Consider the following 15,570-nt stretch of genomic DNA (forward strand, 5'->3'; position numbering starts at 1 on the left):
ATTGCTGAATGTCGTTAGGCGTCTTGTCCAACCGTCTCGTCGGCGATGCCAAGCTCTTCCTTAATCCAGTCGTAGCCCTCTGCTTCAAGCCGCTCGGCCAGCTCAGGTCCGCCGGATTTGACAATGCGGCCCTGCATCATAACGTGGACGAAGTCAGGCTTAATGTAGTTCAGCAACCGTTGATAGTGAGTGATAATCAAGAAGCCGCGATCTTCGCTGCGCATCGCATTGACGCCGTTCGCGACGATTTTCAGCGCGTCGATATCCAGACCGGAGTCGATCTCGTCAAGGACGACGATCTTCGGATCGAGCATCATCATTTGAAGAATCTCGTTCCGCTTCTTCTCCCCGCCGGAGAACCCTTCATTCAGATAACGGTGAGCGAACTCTTCGTTCATCTCCAATTCCTTCATCTTCGATTCCATCTGGCGGATGAACTTGATGAGGGAGATCTCGTTGCCTTCCCCGCGGCGCGCGTTGATGGCGCTGCGAAGGAAGTCGGAATTCGTGACGCCGGCAATCTCGCTCGGATATTGCATCGCAAGGAACAGCCCGGCGCGTGCGCGCTCATCGACTTCCATTTCCAGCAAATCTTCGCCGTCAAGCGTGGCGCTGCCTTCGGTTACTTCATATTTAGGGTGGCCCATCAGAGCGGATGCCAACGTACTCTTCCCGGTTCCGTTCGGCCCCATGATGGCGTGCACTTCCCCGCCCTTCATCGAGAGGCTGATGCCTTTCAGAATCTCTTTACCTTCAATGGTCGCTTTCAAACCATTAATGACGAATTCAGTTGCCATGTGTCGTAACCTCCAGATTGATGGATTTGTTGAAAAGATGTATACTTTAAATTAAAGATTAATCTTTTGCAAGATCCTTTCTTACTTAGTAATCATTATAAAGTGATTATCAATGATTCTCAATATATAATATTAGTACATCGGGATATATAAATCAACCTTGCAAAAGACAAGCCGACAGCACCTGAGCAATGAAATTCGCGAACCTCTTCTCCCTTCCGTTCATTCCGTCCTTGCCTCCTTCTCCGTCCTTCAGCTCCTGCCTGCAAGGACTCTGCTCGAATATCGGCAGCCGTTCCGCGCTAACCTATTGGATAACGGTGGCACCCTTTCTCACCAGTGTCGCATAAATCAAAAATATTTATGCAAACAAAGCCTGGGACGCCTTCGGCAGAACGGCAAAAATAACTAAAGCGCGCATACGCGCCATAATTGTTTACCTAGGAAACAAAATCATTATACCATTATTTGATAATGATAATCAATATCATTATCGCTTTTAGCGAATCCCGCCCTCTTTCAATTACTCATAAAAAAGAGGGTCGTCCCTCAGTCATCTATGATGACTTTTTGGGACACCCTCTTCACCTTCAAGCTATACTTCTTCGGCCGCTGACAGATGCCCACAGGCCCATCCCCGGCTTACGCCATCTGATGAACGGCCTTGGAGGCATTTCCAAGATAAGAGCTCAGCATCCAGATATGCTTCTCCAGATCGCCCTGCATGCCAATCAGCATATCGTTGGTCACGTTGTCTCCGATGCGGTCGGCTTCCTTCAAGGCTTCTCCGAATTCGGTAATCAATTGATTGAAATCATCGATCAATTGCTTCACCATCTCTTCGGCACTCTCGCTGCCGCGCGCTTCCGGAATCGTCGCGTTCGCCGCATACTCCTTCAATGTCGCGTAAGGCTTCCCGCCGATCGTAAGCAGTCTTTCCGCCACTTCATCCATTTTCTCCGTGATTTCATTATAGAATTCTTCGAACTTCTCATGAAGCGTGAAGAACATATCGCCTTTGACAAACCAATGATAGTTGTGAAGCTTCACATACATCAGATTCAAGTTAGCCACTTGCTGGTTCAACATTTGCTGCAATTTTTGGTTCGACATAAGTAAAACGCCTCCTGAGTTTTGATTTATTTCTTATTGATAATAATTCTAATATAATAATGAGTTAATTTCAACCCCTTGACGGAAATTTTGCATCCTTGATTCCGTCCCGGAGCCCGGCATCCCTTATCCCATAAGTACCCTTAGCCGGCATTTTTGAATCCTCGGGCCTGCCCCGCTCATCCTCCAAATTTAAAGTTTCCATAGGAAAAAAAATCCGTTATACTAAATCGAAACAGTCTTGGAGCGAGTGGTTAGCACAACCTCTTAGATGGAAGATTGTTCATGTACATTTTAGTACCGGGAGGTGCCTGTCTACGATGACTTATCACACAGCTTACCGTCCGTTAAGCCTGGAGGATGCCGTGGCTCTGGCCCGCGGGATCGAAGGGCTGTTCCCGTCCGATCTGCCTCTTCATTGCGAGGAAATCGGGGACGGCAACTTGAATTTGGTGTTTCGTGTATTCGGCGTTGCGGAGGAAACCGATGAATCGACTTCCCCTCGACGTATTATTATCAAGCAGGCGCTCCCGTATGCAAAAGTGGTGGGAGAATCGTGGCCGCTCACATTGGATCGGGCCCGAATCGAAAGCGAAGCCCTTTTGAATCAAGGAAGGCTTGTCCCCCATCTCGTTCCCAAGGTTTATGCGCATGATCCCGAGCTGGCGCTCACCGTCATGGAAGATCTGAGCGACTACACGATTATGCGCCACGGGCTGATGCAATCCGCTTCGTATCCGCTGTTCGCCGATCATATCGCGGAATTTATGGCGCATACGTTGTTCTTCACCTCGGATCAGGGCTGCAATCAGCAGGAGAAAAAGCGAATCGCGGCTTCGTTCACCAACCCCGAGCTGTGCAAAATAACCGAGGATCTGATCTTCGACGATCCCTATACCGAATCACCGAATAATAACTGCGAGGAAGCGCTGCGCGAGGATCACCGCAAGCTGCGGGAAGATAGGGCGCTTCATCTGGAAGTGATGCTGCTCCGGGAGAAGTTCCTGACGCAGGCTCAAGCTCTGCTGCATGGCGACCTTCACACGGGAAGCATCTTCGTCACGCCCGAATCAACCAAAGTAATCGATCCGGAGTTCGCCTTTTACGGCCCGATCGGCTTCGACATCGGCGCGGTCCTGGCCAATCTGCTGCTCAATGCGGCCGGTCATGAATATTGGAGCGCAGACGAGGCCGCCCGGAAGCGGCACCGCGCCTATTTGCTGGCCACGGCTGAAGCGGTGTGGAACGGGTTCGACTCCCGCTTCCGATCGCTGTGGAATGAACACGGCATCGATCGCTTGTCATTTACCCCTGGATATCAGGATCTATATATGGAACGAATTTTGCAGGATGCGGTCGGTTATGCCGGCTGCAAAATGATTCGCCGGATTGTCGGCCTGTCCCATGTCGCCGACATTGATCGCATTGAGGATGATGCGATTCGGCTGCGGGCGCAGCGGATGGCATTAAGCATCGGCAAAACATTCATCCTGTCCAACCGAACTGTGCGCTCCATTGGAGAAGCTATCTCGGCAGCGGAATCCGCCTTCGGGGATTACGTGCATGACCGTTGCTAGCCAGCGCAATACGAGGACGCTTGTCCCCTATCGCTGGCGCTTGACGGCTTAAGAGCGAAGGCGAAAAGCTGCCCGCTTTTCGCCTTCGGCATTCGCGCGCTCCGGCGGGAGGCTTCCCTTCAGCCTACGCCATTCGCGCGAGGGCATCTTTTCCCGTCATTCCGGCGTGGATGCCCCGGTTCTCCGCCTCGGCGGTCACCGACTCGAGTGGCGCTTCCAGCAGCTGCTCCAGCGTGCGCACTCCGACGGCACGCCCTGCAATAATGCGGCGATCCTTGAGCTTCTCATTCAGCAATCCGACATCGAGCGCTCCGCACATAATATATCCTTCCTCTGCCGTAATCGCGAGCAGCGTCGTCTTTGGAAGTTTGACTTCAATGCCTAGAACGGTCATGCCGTCCACAGCCATTGGCACCATACGCATCATTTTGAATTCCCCTTCCGCCCAAGATGATATCATGTTATGCATCACCTGCCCGGAAGGTCTCCCAAGGAAATGAAAATCTTTTTGCCAATAATAGTACTTAAGGACTATGCTATGATTTTTGTCCCGTATTATAATGGGTTCATCTAGGCTAATTGTCCAGGTTGGAGGAATCAACATGCTGTATCCCATAACAACATCTAACGTGTACAAATTTAATGTCGACATCCTGGTCAAAGGCGAATCCAATGCTGCCACCTTGGAGAAGCTGCTCCACCTGCTTCATGCTTCGCCGGATGTGCTCGATCTCCGAATCCAATCCGGTGCGCAAATGGGATCCCTGTTGAATCTGATGGAAGCCATGCAGCAGAACAACATGGATGAGACGCCATTTGGCAAGCCAACCGCGACTAGAGGGCGGAATCAGCCACTCAATGCGGGGGATACCGGGGGAGACAAGAAGGCCGAGACCGCAGCGGTGCGCTCCATTGTCCCTGAATCCCGTCCGGCGCATGCAGCAGAGCCGAATCAGACGGATACCGAGTCCCCGGAGCAAGAGATGCAAATCGTTGCGAACGCCGACTGTCCGGAGAAGAAAAGCCACACTCCTTCCGCGACGCGAATGAGACTGGTTTTGACAGAACTTCAGATCAAGCGTTACATCGAGCAAAATTCCCTCGTCCGGCTTACCGTCAACAAAGGAAAAGGAAAAATGTTGAGCATTCCTTGCCGTATTCTGAATTATGACCCCGTCAATCAGCTGCTGAATGTGTACCATGTCGATGAAAAGAATGTCTACGCTTACCAACTGTTCGAAATCGAATCGATGGATGCCCATAATTAATGCAGATACAAGAACAGCCGCCACGCAAGTCCCTACGACTTCGCATGGCGGCTGTTGTATCGCAAGCCTATCCTATGTATGTCTCGCAATGTTCGCGGAATAACTGCTCGAACCGCTGGCAGGACAACGGCGGACTGAAGTAGAACCCCTGAATTTCATCGCAGTTATGCTTCTGCAGGAACTGGAGCTGCTCCTCCGTCTCTACCCCTTCGGCAATGACCTGCATATTCATATTGTGCCCCAAGGCGATGATCGCCGACACAATCGCCGCATCATTCGGATCCTGCTGCAGATCGCGGACGAATGATCGGTCGATTTTCAGGCGATGAATCGGGAAATTTTTGAGGTAATGGAGCGAGCTGTAGCCGGTGCCGAAATCGTCAATGCTGATGGCCACCCCCATATCCTTCAATTGCTGCAGCACGGGGGACGCTCTGGGCACGTCCATCGTCATGCTCTCCGTAATCTCCAGGTCGAGGCAGGCCGGATCCAGCCCGGTCTTGGCCAACACGTCCTGCACGGTCTTCGACAGGTTGTCCATTTCGAACTGCCGCACGGACAGATTGACCGATACCGGTATCGGCGGAAAGCCTTTCTCCTGCCATTCTTTATTTTGGCGGCAGGCCTCTTCCAGCACCCATGTGCCAAGCGCGACAATGAAGCCGTTCTCCTCCGCGATCGGAATAAATTCCCCCGGCGAGATTAATCCGCGCACAGGATGGTTCCAGCGGACCAGCGCTTCCATGCCGACAATGCGCTCCGTGCTCATATCGAACTGCGGCTGATAATACAGTTCGAATTCCTTTTGCTTTAACCCCCGCCGCATGTCATTTTCCAGAGTCAGCCGTTCCAGCGGCCGATCATTCATCTCCGGCACATAGAACAGGAAGCCGTTCTTGCCCTGCTCCTTGACGCGGGACAGCGCCAGATCCGCTTGCTTGATCGCCTGGGCACCGTCTGTCGAGCCCGGGTTGTCGACCATCGCAATGCCGATGCTCATCGTCACATGAACCGGCACATCGTTCAGGCAGAACGGCTCTTCCAAGACGGACAGCCATTGTCCGATCCGCTTATGCACTTCGGCCTCCGATTCCACGAACGTGAAAAAGCAGGCGAATTCGTCGCCTTCCATGCGGGCGACGACGTCATTGTCTGTCATCGTCCGCAGCAGCCGCTCGGCAATCTGCATCAGCAGCATATCGCCGAAATCCGTGCCGAACGTATCATTAATCCGCTTAAACCGATCGAGGTCCATGTACAGAACGGCGATCGAGAAGCGTTCATTGACGGCCATCCCGATAGCTTCCTCCAACCGCTGCATGAACATGCGCCGGTTCGGCAGCCCGGTCATGTCATCGTAATAAGACATATACCGGATCCGTTCCGCCATATGGCGATCCGGGCTCGGATCCTGCAGACAGACCGAATAGAGCGGCCGGGCCGATTGGGGACCGCCTCCGTCGGCCAGTCGGACAACCCGGGCTATCCAATCCTGGCGAAAGCCCTCCTTATGGAACCCGGCAAGCGCGAGCTCCTTCTCTCCGCCCGGTTCGAGCTCCTTCATCGCATCAAATAATTTCCGCCTGGAGCATTCATCCATCACCTTCGACAATGCCGGGCTGTCTTCTTCATATCCCGTTACGCCCCGGAATGAAAGATTCACTCCAGTAACCGCCCCATCCCTCTCTATAAAAAAAATCGGAACAGGCACATGATCAACCCAATCTGCCCACTCCGAACCGGCCGGTGCTCTGTTGTCAGGTATACACCGAGTCTGGAGGATGGCCTTCCGCCGAAGCGTCTTCGCCCGCCATTCCGATAACGCAATGTACGCCATGGCGGCCCCCCACAGGATCCCGCTGCCGATTCGGAGAGCCCCCTCCGACAGCAAAAAGACGACCGCGCCTCCGATGCACGTGATGGCCGCCAATAACGATGTAACGAGGAACAGCGACCTTCTCCGCGGTTCCGCCCTCGGTTCTTCTATCTGCTTATTCACCTTGCACTCTTCCTTCCGGCCCCTAGTCTCAACCCGTCTGCTTGATGCTATCTTCGCGCTGCCAAGGCCAGCATAAGCCAGCCGATAAGGAAAGCGACGCCTCCAATCGGCGTAATCGCACCCAGCATGGAGAATCCGGTGAAGCATAGCAAATACAAGCTTCCCGAGAAGATGATCATGCCCGTGAACAGGAGTCGTGCAGACCACTGCACCTTCTTCCGGTCCGCCAGCTTATCCGCCAGGATTGCAATCAGAATCAATCCAAGCGCGTGCGCCATATGATATTGAACCGCCGTCTCATAGGTCGCCATCCGCTCCGGTGTCAGTCTTGCCTGCATAATATGCGCACCAAACGCCCCCAGCGCAACGGACAACAACATATTCAGGCTTCCTATCATTGCGTAGCGTCGCAGCATGTTGCCACTCCTTTATGGATCATTTGGTGATCTATACTATTTTACGATTCTATCTTATCTGAATCCGCCGCCTTTTTCCACAATGAAATCGAAGGATGCCTTTATGAACCGGTGAATAGATGCCAATAGTCGACAAGGCTTGATATATAAGCGGATACCTAGGGGATGACAAAATGGCCGGCCTTAAAAGGTATCGGATATTTTTTTAGGAAAAAAGGATATTCACAGGAAAACGGGCCCGCATGGAGAAGTTATAGAAAGCGTTATCATATGAATCAAGAGAAAGTTATTTTTCCATGTAAAGGTGGCATGACATATGGCGAATCACGTGCTGGACACCCGCATCATCAGCTCCTTAGTCAAGGTTTTTGCCGACGAGCCGCTTCAGGCTCCCCGCTTCCGCACCGCAACCGCCCTGCAAGGGGAAGCCCTGCACTTCCAGCTTGCCTACCGCGGGGAAGAGCTATTGAAGGAAGCGGCCGTATCCGTTCGCGGCGGCGTGGCCGAAGCCATTACCGTCCGCAAGGTTGAACTCGTTCCGTCCGAGCTGCCCGTTTATGCGCAGCATGACGGCAATCTGCTCCGCACCGCCCCCGGCCTCTATCCCGATCTGCTGGCGCCCGTAGAGCCCCGGGAGGGCATCGTCATCTGTCCCGGACAATGGCGGGCGCTCTGGATTACCGCCGAGATCGATGACCGGTGGGCGGCGGGCGAGCATCCGCTCACGGTCAGCCTGACGAGCAGCGGCGGCGATCTGCTCGCCGAGGAGACGTTCACGCTTACCGTCCTCCCGGCCGCCCTGCCCAAGCAGGAGCTCATGCATACCGAATGGTTCCACTGTGACGGCATCGCGACCTATTACGGCGTGGACGTGTTCAGCGAAGCGCATTGGGAGCTGATTCGGAAGTTCATCCGGACCGCCGTCCGGCACGGCATCAATATGATCCTGACGCCGCTGTTCACGCCTCCGCTGGATACCGAGGTCGGCGGAGAGCGGCCGACCGTCCAACTCGTTGACGTCGCCAAGACCGGCGATGGCTATGCCTTCGGCTTCGCGCGCCTGGAGCGGTGGGTGAAGCTGTGTCTGGAAGAGGGCGTCGAATATTTCGAGTTGTCCCATCTGTTCACCCAGTGGGGGGCGAAGCACGCGCCGAAGATTATCGCGGACGTTGACGGCGAACCGCGGCGCATCTTCGGATGGGAGACAGACGCGGCCGGTCCGGAGTACCGCGCGTTCCTGCGCCGGTTCCTGCCGGAGCTGATCGCCTGGTTGAAGGCGAACGGCATCGCGGACCGGGCTCATTTCCATATCTCGGACGAACCGCGCCTCGAGGAGATGGACTCTTACCGCAATGCGGTGGAAGCCGTATCCGGACTGCTGGCGGGGTTCCCGGTGATGGATGCCTTGTCCGATTATGATTTTTATCAGAGTGGGCTCGTCCAGGTGCCGGTTCCGGCCAACGATCATATCGAGCCGTTCATCGAAAACGGGGTGAAGCCGCTCTGGACCTATTACTGCTGCTCCCAGTACCGGGAGGTGTCGAACCGCTTCTTCTCGATGCCTTCGGCGCGCAACCGCATTCTCGGCTGGCAGCTGTACAAATTCCAGGCCGACGGCTTCCTCCATTGGGGCTATAATTTCTACTACTCGCAATATTCGCGGAAGCCGATCGATCCGTTCCGCACGACGGACGCGGCGTACGCCTTCCCGTCCGGCGACGCCTTCCTCGTCTATCCCGGCCCGGAGGGGCCGCTCGAGTCGATCCGCCTCGATGTGCTGCGAGAAGCGCTGCAGGATCTGCGCGCCCTGCAGCTGCTTGAATCCTACATTGGCCGGGAGGCGGTCATCGCGCTGATCGAGGAAGACTTGGATGAACCGCTCACCTTCCGCACCTACCCGCACAGCGCCGACTGGCTCCTGAACAAGCGGATGCAGGTGAATGAACGGATTCGGGAAGCGGCCTGCGGCAAGCTGTCCGCGCCATCATAAAGGTGCGTCACGTAGCAAAGCGGCGGCAAGACCCGTCTGGGGCGATAAACATAACCGAAACGGAAATCAGAAGCCGGCTCGCGTAGAGCCGGTTTTTTGATTGCATGGGAAGAATGATAGGAGTAATATATATATTATCAAATAGTAACTTATATGATACTAATATTCTGATTTCTATGGAGGTGCAATGATGGCGGCTTCCGCACCAGGGTTGAGCAGCGGGCTTCGCATTATGGAAGCGATCGTCGAATCCGAATCCGGCATCGGATTCAATCAATTGAAATTAGCGGCCGATTTGAGCGCGGCCAGCCTGAACCGGTATTTGAAGGTCCTGCTGGAAGAGCACTATGTGGAGAAGGACGGGAATCAGCAATATGTGGCCGGGGCCAGGCTGCTGGCCCTGATGCAGCAGGCCGAGCATCATCACGGGCTCCGCGGCGCGAGCGGCCCGGTGCTGGACCGCATCTCCCGGGAGGCGGGCTGCACGGCGCTCTGGATTGACTTCCGGCACGGCCGCATGATCTGCCGGGACAAGCGGGTTCATCCGGAAGGCGTCGCGATGCAGCAGACGGGCGAGATCCGGACCGATTACCCGCTTCACCCGTGGGGATTCCTGCTGCTGGCGCATGTCGATGAAGCGACGCGGCGCTTATATCTCGAGCACGCGGAGGACGGAGCCTTGGCGCCTTATCGTCCGGATGCTGCGGCGCTGGACCGGTATATTGCCGATGCCGCGGAGCGCGGCCTGGCGGATGATCAAGGGACCATCCTGCCCCATATTCGCCGCATCGCCGTTCCGGTCTATGACGGGGAGCGGCTCGCCGCCGCGATTGCCGTCGGCATGCCGGGGACCTCCTTCGACGCTCCGTTTATTCGCCGAATCTATGATCTTCTGCAGGATGAGGCCGCGCAGGTCATGAAGCTGCTGCAGCCCGCGATTCAGGAAAGGAGAGGGGAAGCATGAATATGGATGTGAACAAGAACTTGAACCGCAGCAAGACGAAGGCGGGCGGCAGAGGCACGCTTCCGAATGTCATTTACATTTTGGCGGACGATATGGGATACGGCGACATTTCTTGTCTGAACCCCGGGTCCCGAATCGCGACGCCGCATCTGGATCGGCTCGGGCGGGAAGGCCTCATCTGCACCGATGCGCATTCCTCCTCAGCCGTCTGCACCCCTTCGCGCTACAGCATCCTGACCGGACGGTATAATTGGCGTTCCGAATTGAAGGAAGGCGTCCTGTGGGGGTATTCTCCCAGCATCCTCGAAGAGGGCCGGATGACAGTCGCATCCTTGTTCAAGCAGGCCGGCTATCGTACGGCATGCTACGGGAAATGGCATCTCGGGCTCGATTGGCACCGGAACGGCCCCCACGCCGAGGATGTCGATTTCAGCCAGCCGATTCGGCGCGGTCCGGTCGATGCCGCTTTCGACGAATTCTACGGCATCAGCGCCTCGCTCGATATGCCGCCCTATGTCTATATCGAAAATGATGCCGTTGTACAGCTTCCCGATCGGCTGACCCGCAGCGATGACCGCAAAGGATTTTGGCGGGAAGGCCCGACGGCGCCCGATTTCCGCCATGAGGAGGTGCTGCCGCGGCTGACCGAGAAAGTGCTGGAGCGGATTGAGCGGGGCAGCCTGGCGGGGGACAGCAGCCCGTTCTTCATCTACTTCCCGCTGCCCGCCCCGCATACGCCCATCTTGCCCGCTCCGGAATTCGTCGGGCGCTCGGGAACCAATCTGTACGGGGACTTCGTCCTCATGATCGACGATGTCGTGGGCGCGATTATGCGCAAGCTGGAGGAATGCGGGCTCGCGGAAAATACGGTGGTCCTGTTCACGAGCGACAACGGCTGCTCCCCAAGCGCGGATTACGAGGAGCTGGCCCGCTGCGGCCATAACCCGAGCTACGTCTTCCGCGGCCACAAGGCCGATATTTATGAAGGCGGCCACCGCGTTCCGCTGCTCGTCCGCTGGCCTGCGGGCATCGCGGCGGGCACCGTCTCCGACGAGCCGGTCTGCCTCGTCGACTTCATGGCGACGGCCGCCGGCTTGACGGGCCAGACGCTTCCTGACGATGCGGGCGAGGACAGCGTCAGCCATCTCCCCCTCTGGCTCGGGACAGGAGGAACAGAGCCCCTTCGCGAAGCGATCGTGCACCATTCGATCGACGGCTCCTTCTCGATTCGCAAGGGCGAATGGAAGCTGGAGCTGTGCCCCGGCTCCGGCGGCTGGAGCGATCCGGCTCCTGGACAAGAGCCTCCCGGCTCCCCATCGTTCCAGTTATACCGGCTGAGCGACGACATCGGCGAGCGGAAAAATGTAATCGATCGCTTCCCTGACATCGTCCAGGAGCTGACGGCGCTGTTGACCCGCTATATTAAGGAAGGACGAAGCACGCCGGGCGCGCCGCAGCCCAATACGGGCATGCCGCGCTGGAGCCAGCTCCACTGGATGGAATAAGCGGGGCGGCCCAAGCGGCCGTCTCCGGCGCCCGCCGCCGCAGGCAAAGAATCATCGTCATCCTCCCTCATCAATCCCGGCCCTCCTGAATAAAGTGAGTAGAAAGCGATTCATCTGCTTATTCAGGGCATTTCACTTGGTTAGTAAGGAGGGCCATCTATGACCAACCCGTTGTTTATCGTGTCCCGCGAGGACTGGTCGCTCCATCGCAAAGGATATCAGGATCAAGCGCGCCACCAGCAGAAGGTTAACGATGCGATTAAGCAGAACCTCCCCGACCTCATCACCGAGGAGAACATTATCATGTCCGACGGCAAGCAAATCATTAAAGTTCCGATCCGGAGCCTGGATGAATTCCGCTTCGTCTACAATTTCAACAAGAAAAAGCATGTCGGCCAAGGAGACGGCGACAGCCAGGTCGGGGACGTCCTCGGAACCGACGGCTCCCAAGGCGCAGGCAAAGGGCAGCAGGCGGGCGATCAGGCCGGGGCGGATGTCATCGAAGCCGAGGTCAGCATCGCGGATCTCGAAAATATGCTCTTCGATGAGCTCGAACTGCCTTATTTGAAGCAGAAGGACCGGGATCAACTGGAGACGACCGACATTCGGTTCAACGATATTCGCAAAAAGGGCATCATGTCCAACATCGACAAGAAGCGGACCATTCTCGAAAACCTGCGCCGCAATGCGCTCGCCGGCAATCCGGGCATTCACCGCATCAGTCCGGACGATCTGCGCTTCAAGACGTGGGAGGAGATCGTAAAGCCCCATTCCAATGCGGTCATTATCGCCATGATGGACACGTCCGGCTCGATGGGCTCGTTCGAGAAGTATTGCGCGCGCAGCTTCTTCTTCTGGATGACGCGCTTCCTGCGCCGCCAATACGAGAAGGTCGACATGGTCTTCATCGCCCACCATACCGAAGCGAAGGAAGTGAGCGAGGATGAATTTTTCACCCGCGGCGAGAGCGGGGGCACCATCTGTTCATCCGCTTATATCAAGGCGCTGGACATTATCGACAGCCGGTTCCCGCCTTCTTCCTACAATATTTATCCGTTCCATTTCTCGGACGGCGATAACCTGACCAGCGACAATGAGCGCTGCGTGAAGCTGATCGGCGAGCTGCTGCAGCGGGCCAACCTGTTCGGATACGGCGAAGTGAATCAATATAATCGCAGCAGCACGCTCATGTCCGCGTACCGCCATATTCAGAACCCCCATTTCATGCACTATGTCATTAAAGAAAAGGCCGAGGTGTACCGCGCGCTCAAGCACTTTTTCAAAAAACAGCCGGAAGGGGTGCCTTCATGACAGCCGACGACATGCAGGCTCTGCACTATGCTATCGACGAGATTACCGAGATCGCGGCCGGCTTCGGTCTGGACTTCTATCCGATGCGCTACGAGATCTGCCCGGCCGACATCATCTACACATTCGGCGCTTACGGCATGCCGACCCGCTTCAATCATTGGAGCTTCGGGAAAACTTTTCATAAAATGAAGATGCAGTATGACTTCGGGTTGAGCAAAATCTACGAGCTCGTCATCAACTCCAACCCATGCTATGCCTTCCTGCTCGAGGGCAACTCGCTCATCCAGAATAAGCTGATCGTCGCGCATGTGCTGGCGCATTGCGATTTCTTCAAGAACAATGCCCGCTTCTCCAACTCGAACCGCAATATGGTTGAGAGCATGTCGGCGACGGCCGAGCGCGTCATGCAGTATGAGCTGGAATACGGGACGCAGGCGGTGGAGAGCTTCATCGATGCCGTGCTGGCGATCCAGGAGCATATCGACCCGCAGATCGTTCGGCCGCGGACGCTCGACAAGCAGCGCTATATGGAGCTGAAAATGCGCGAGCAGCGCGAAGGAAAGCCGCCCGGGCCGCCGGGAGCCTACGACGATCTGTGGGCGCTCGAGGAAATGAAGGCGGCGATGCGCTCCGCCTCGTCCCGGGCGGAGATGGCCGACCGCCGCTTCCCGCCGGAGCCGGAGAAGGACATCGTCTGGTTCATCCAGGAATTCTCCCCGGTGCTGGAGGATTGGCAGCGCGACATCATGACGATGCTGCGCGATGAGATGCTCTATTTCTGGCCGCAGATGGAGACCAAAATCATGAACGAGGGCTGGGCCTCGTATTGGCATCAGCGCATCCTGCGGGAGCTGGATCTGACGCCGGAGGAGACGCTGGAGTACGCGAAGCTGAACGCGTCCGTCGTGCAGCCGTCGCGCCACAGCCTGAATCCCTATTATTTGGGCGTGAAAATATTCGAGGATATCGAGAAGCGGTGGGATAACCCGACGCAGGAGGAGCGCGAGCGGTTCGGCCGCCAGCCGGGACAGGGCCGGTCCAAAATTTTCGAGGTGCGCGAATTCGACTCTGACCAATCGTTCCTGCGCAATTACTTAACGAAGCAACTGACGGAAGAGCTGGACCTGTACATTTTCGAGAAAAAGGGCCCGGAGTGGAGAATTACGGATAAATCCTGGGAGAACATCCGCGATCAGCTCGTCTACTCGCGCGTCAACGGCGGCTTCCCTTACCTCGTCGTCGAGGACGGCGACTACCACCGGAACGGCGAGCTGTTCCTGAAGCATCACTATGAAGGGCTGGAGCTCGATCTGAAATATCTCGAACGGACGCTGCCGTATGTCTACACCTTATGGGGCAAGGCCGTCCACCTCGAGACGAAGGTCGAGGAAAAGATCGTTCTGTTCACCTATGACGGGAAAAAGGTGTCGCGGAAGTTTTTGTGACAGTCTAAAATTTACGTTCGCTATCAAAAGAAGCTGGCCTCCCCTTCTTCAAGGGAACCAGCTTCTTAACGCATTATTTTCAATGGAGATTTGAATCTCTGCCTAATACTCATGGCATCCACTGCATAACTATTGGATCTCATTTCATTGTGGTAAAATAGAAATGAAGGCAGGTGATGAACATGTCCGTCCCAAAAGATACTTTGGATCAAAATTTTAAACATAAATCAGTCGTAGAACTCGAAGATCTTGTACATTTCATCGAAGATCACTTCGGATATATGTAACCCTAAGCAAAAAAGTTGACACCGTCCCACTTTCTAAGGAACAAAAACAGAAGCTGACATCCGTTATCTTCAAGGACCCAGGTGTACTTTATCAACTGAAGCAAGCCCGCGATGATCGTCAGAAAGGAATCTCAACTTACAGTGACAGCGAAGAAGAATTTGCTCAATAACCCTCGTACGTGCGCAATGAACTCATACGGCTCTTCACATCAATCATTTGCAACGTATAGTTTTTTGACTCTTCCACACTTGCGATGCTACCAGCATAATATAATCCATGAAATTCCAGAAACTCTTTGAATTTCGGACAAGGGGATTGCTTCAGATGCGAGCGATGGGTGGCTCCAGGCTGATGCCAATTCTTTTTTCATTTCAAAGCGAAATTGAGCTTCCCTGCCAGTACTTATACCATGATGATGATGTTTTTCTCAGTAACCTCTTGCCTTTCGTTTGGCCACTTGGATAGGCTATTCACACCTTCCAGTAAACCGTTATTCCAGCTTGGATTTAAACCATTGAATGACGCCGTCATTCGACCATAAATGTAAATTTACCCCATCTCTCCTGCATAATCATTCAACACGTAAGCCAACCAATTATGTACAAATTTGTTCAGTATCATGTCTTTGTCAGTTATGTTCTTCGCTCGAACAGCATACATGTCCTCTAGTGGGCCATTTCTAAACGGAAAGTTTGTTACGCCGTGCTGGTGGCATAGCTCCTCGATTATTCAGTACTTGTGTTGTGGATGGGAACGACCTCCTGGACCAGATTGGGATCTTGCTTTTAGATTGTCTACCTGTGCCTTGAGTAATTTATGTTCATCACCGATCGTAGCGAACTTCATGTGGGTGTTCTTTATCCCTTACAAGTGTCGTAGGCCTCTCCAGCCCATCCG

12 protein-coding genes are annotated in these 15,570 nt (G+C 54.9%); 7 read left to right on the top strand and 5 right to left on the bottom strand.

Features of this window, described 5'->3' with window-relative positions; genetic code table 11:
- Positions 1–14 precede the first annotated feature (14 nt).
- Positions 15–797 (bottom strand): Fe-S cluster assembly ATPase SufC, encoded by a 783-nt coding sequence (gene sufC, locus L6439_RS19965; protein ID WP_168180471.1) that lies wholly within the window; start codon positions 795–797, stop codon positions 15–17.
- A 642-nt stretch (positions 798–1,439) separates the two neighbouring features.
- On the bottom strand, positions 1,440–1,910 hold the full coding sequence (locus tag L6439_RS19970; RefSeq protein WP_168180470.1) for a Dps family protein: 471 nt from the start codon (positions 1,908–1,910) through the stop codon (positions 1,440–1,442).
- 320 nt (positions 1,911–2,230) lie between these two features.
- Between L6439_RS19970 and mtnK the strand changes: the two genes are divergently transcribed.
- On the top strand, positions 2,231–3,487 hold the full coding sequence (gene mtnK, locus L6439_RS19975; protein WP_213469569.1) for an S-methyl-5-thioribose kinase: 1,257 nt from the start codon (positions 2,231–2,233) through the stop codon (positions 3,485–3,487).
- Positions 3,488–3,611: 124 nt separating this feature from the next.
- On the opposite strand, the gene L6439_RS19980 is transcribed toward mtnK, so the two are convergent.
- The gene (locus L6439_RS19980; RefSeq protein WP_168180498.1) at positions 3,612–3,914 is read right to left on the bottom strand and encodes a YunC family protein; all 303 of its coding nucleotides are present in this window, start codon (positions 3,912–3,914) and stop codon (positions 3,612–3,614) included.
- Positions 3,915–4,089: 175 nt separating this feature from the next.
- On the opposite strand from L6439_RS19980, the gene L6439_RS19985 reads away from it, so the two are divergent.
- A complete protein-coding gene (locus L6439_RS19985) occupies positions 4,090–4,755 on the top strand; it encodes a hypothetical protein (protein WP_213469570.1) in 666 nt (221 codons plus the stop codon).
- A gap of 67 nt (positions 4,756–4,822) precedes the next feature.
- Here the strand turns inward: L6439_RS19985 and L6439_RS19990 are convergent, their stop codons facing one another.
- A complete protein-coding gene (locus L6439_RS19990) occupies positions 4,823–6,754 on the bottom strand; it encodes a putative bifunctional diguanylate cyclase/phosphodiesterase (RefSeq protein WP_213469571.1) in 1,932 nt (643 codons plus the stop codon).
- A gap of 47 nt (positions 6,755–6,801) precedes the next feature.
- Entirely contained in the window at positions 6,802–7,170 is a 369-nt protein-coding gene (locus L6439_RS19995) for a DUF423 domain-containing protein (protein ID WP_168180466.1), read from the bottom strand.
- Positions 7,171–7,486: 316 nt separating this feature from the next.
- Here L6439_RS19995 and L6439_RS20000 point away from each other — a divergent pair, with 316 nt between their 5' ends.
- From L6439_RS20000 to L6439_RS20020, 5 genes are all read left to right on the top strand, one after another.
- Positions 7,487–9,160: a DUF4091 domain-containing protein gene (locus tag L6439_RS20000; protein ID WP_213469572.1), complete on the top strand. Its 1,674-nt coding sequence runs from the start codon at positions 7,487–7,489 to the stop codon at positions 9,158–9,160.
- A 190-nt stretch (positions 9,161–9,350) separates the two neighbouring features.
- Entirely contained in the window at positions 9,351–10,124 is a 774-nt protein-coding gene (locus L6439_RS20005; protein ID WP_213469573.1) for an IclR family transcriptional regulator, read from the top strand.
- Positions 10,121–11,629 (top strand): sulfatase family protein, encoded by a 1,509-nt coding sequence (locus L6439_RS20010; RefSeq protein WP_213469574.1) that lies wholly within the window; start codon positions 10,121–10,123, stop codon positions 11,627–11,629. Before L6439_RS20005 ends, L6439_RS20010 begins: the two co-directional genes overlap by 4 nt.
- A 159-nt stretch (positions 11,630–11,788) precedes the next feature.
- Entirely contained in the window at positions 11,789–12,940 is a 1,152-nt protein-coding gene (gene yhbH / locus L6439_RS20015; RefSeq protein WP_168180462.1) for a sporulation protein YhbH, read from the top strand.
- Positions 12,937–14,385 carry a SpoVR family protein gene (locus tag L6439_RS20020; protein WP_168180461.1) on the top strand — a complete coding sequence of 483 codons (1,449 nt, stop codon included), beginning with the start codon at positions 12,937–12,939 and terminating at the stop codon, positions 14,383–14,385. Before yhbH ends, L6439_RS20020 begins: the two co-directional genes overlap by 4 nt.
- Positions 14,386–15,570 lie beyond the last annotated feature (1,185 nt).

This window comes from Paenibacillus dendritiformis (assembly GCF_021654795.1).
Classification (GTDB): Bacteria; Bacillota; Bacilli; order Paenibacillales; family Paenibacillaceae; genus Paenibacillus_B.

What these genes read in the sequence shown, in the direction of transcription:
- L6439_RS19970 (WP_168180470.1), bottom strand. Translation starts at nt 1,910, where the DNA reads ATGTCGAACCAAAAATTGCAGCAAATGTTGAACCAGCAAGTGGCTAAC.
- L6439_RS20010 (WP_213469574.1), top strand. Translation starts at nt 10,121, where the DNA reads ATGAATATGGATGTGAACAAGAACTTGAACCGCAGCAAGACGAAGGCG.
- L6439_RS19995 (WP_168180466.1), bottom strand. Translation starts at nt 7,170, where the DNA reads ATGCTGCGACGCTACGCAATGATAGGAAGCCTGAATATGTTGTTGTCC.
- yhbH (WP_168180462.1), top strand. Translation starts at nt 11,789, where the DNA reads ATGACCAACCCGTTGTTTATCGTGTCCCGCGAGGACTGGTCGCTCCAT.
- L6439_RS19985 (WP_213469570.1), top strand. Translation starts at nt 4,090, where the DNA reads ATGCTGTATCCCATAACAACATCTAACGTGTACAAATTTAATGTCGAC.
- L6439_RS20005 (WP_213469573.1), top strand. Translation starts at nt 9,351, where the DNA reads ATGGCGGCTTCCGCACCAGGGTTGAGCAGCGGGCTTCGCATTATGGAA.
- L6439_RS19980 (WP_168180498.1), bottom strand. Translation starts at nt 3,914, where the DNA reads ATGATGCGTATGGTGCCAATGGCTGTGGACGGCATGACCGTTCTAGGC.
- sufC (WP_168180471.1), bottom strand. Translation starts at nt 797, where the DNA reads ATGGCAACTGAATTCGTCATTAATGGTTTGAAAGCGACCATTGAAGGT.
- L6439_RS20000 (WP_213469572.1), top strand. Translation starts at nt 7,487, where the DNA reads ATGGCGAATCACGTGCTGGACACCCGCATCATCAGCTCCTTAGTCAAG.
- mtnK (WP_213469569.1), top strand. Translation starts at nt 2,231, where the DNA reads ATGACTTATCACACAGCTTACCGTCCGTTAAGCCTGGAGGATGCCGTG.
- L6439_RS20020 (WP_168180461.1), top strand. Translation starts at nt 12,937, where the DNA reads ATGACAGCCGACGACATGCAGGCTCTGCACTATGCTATCGACGAGATT.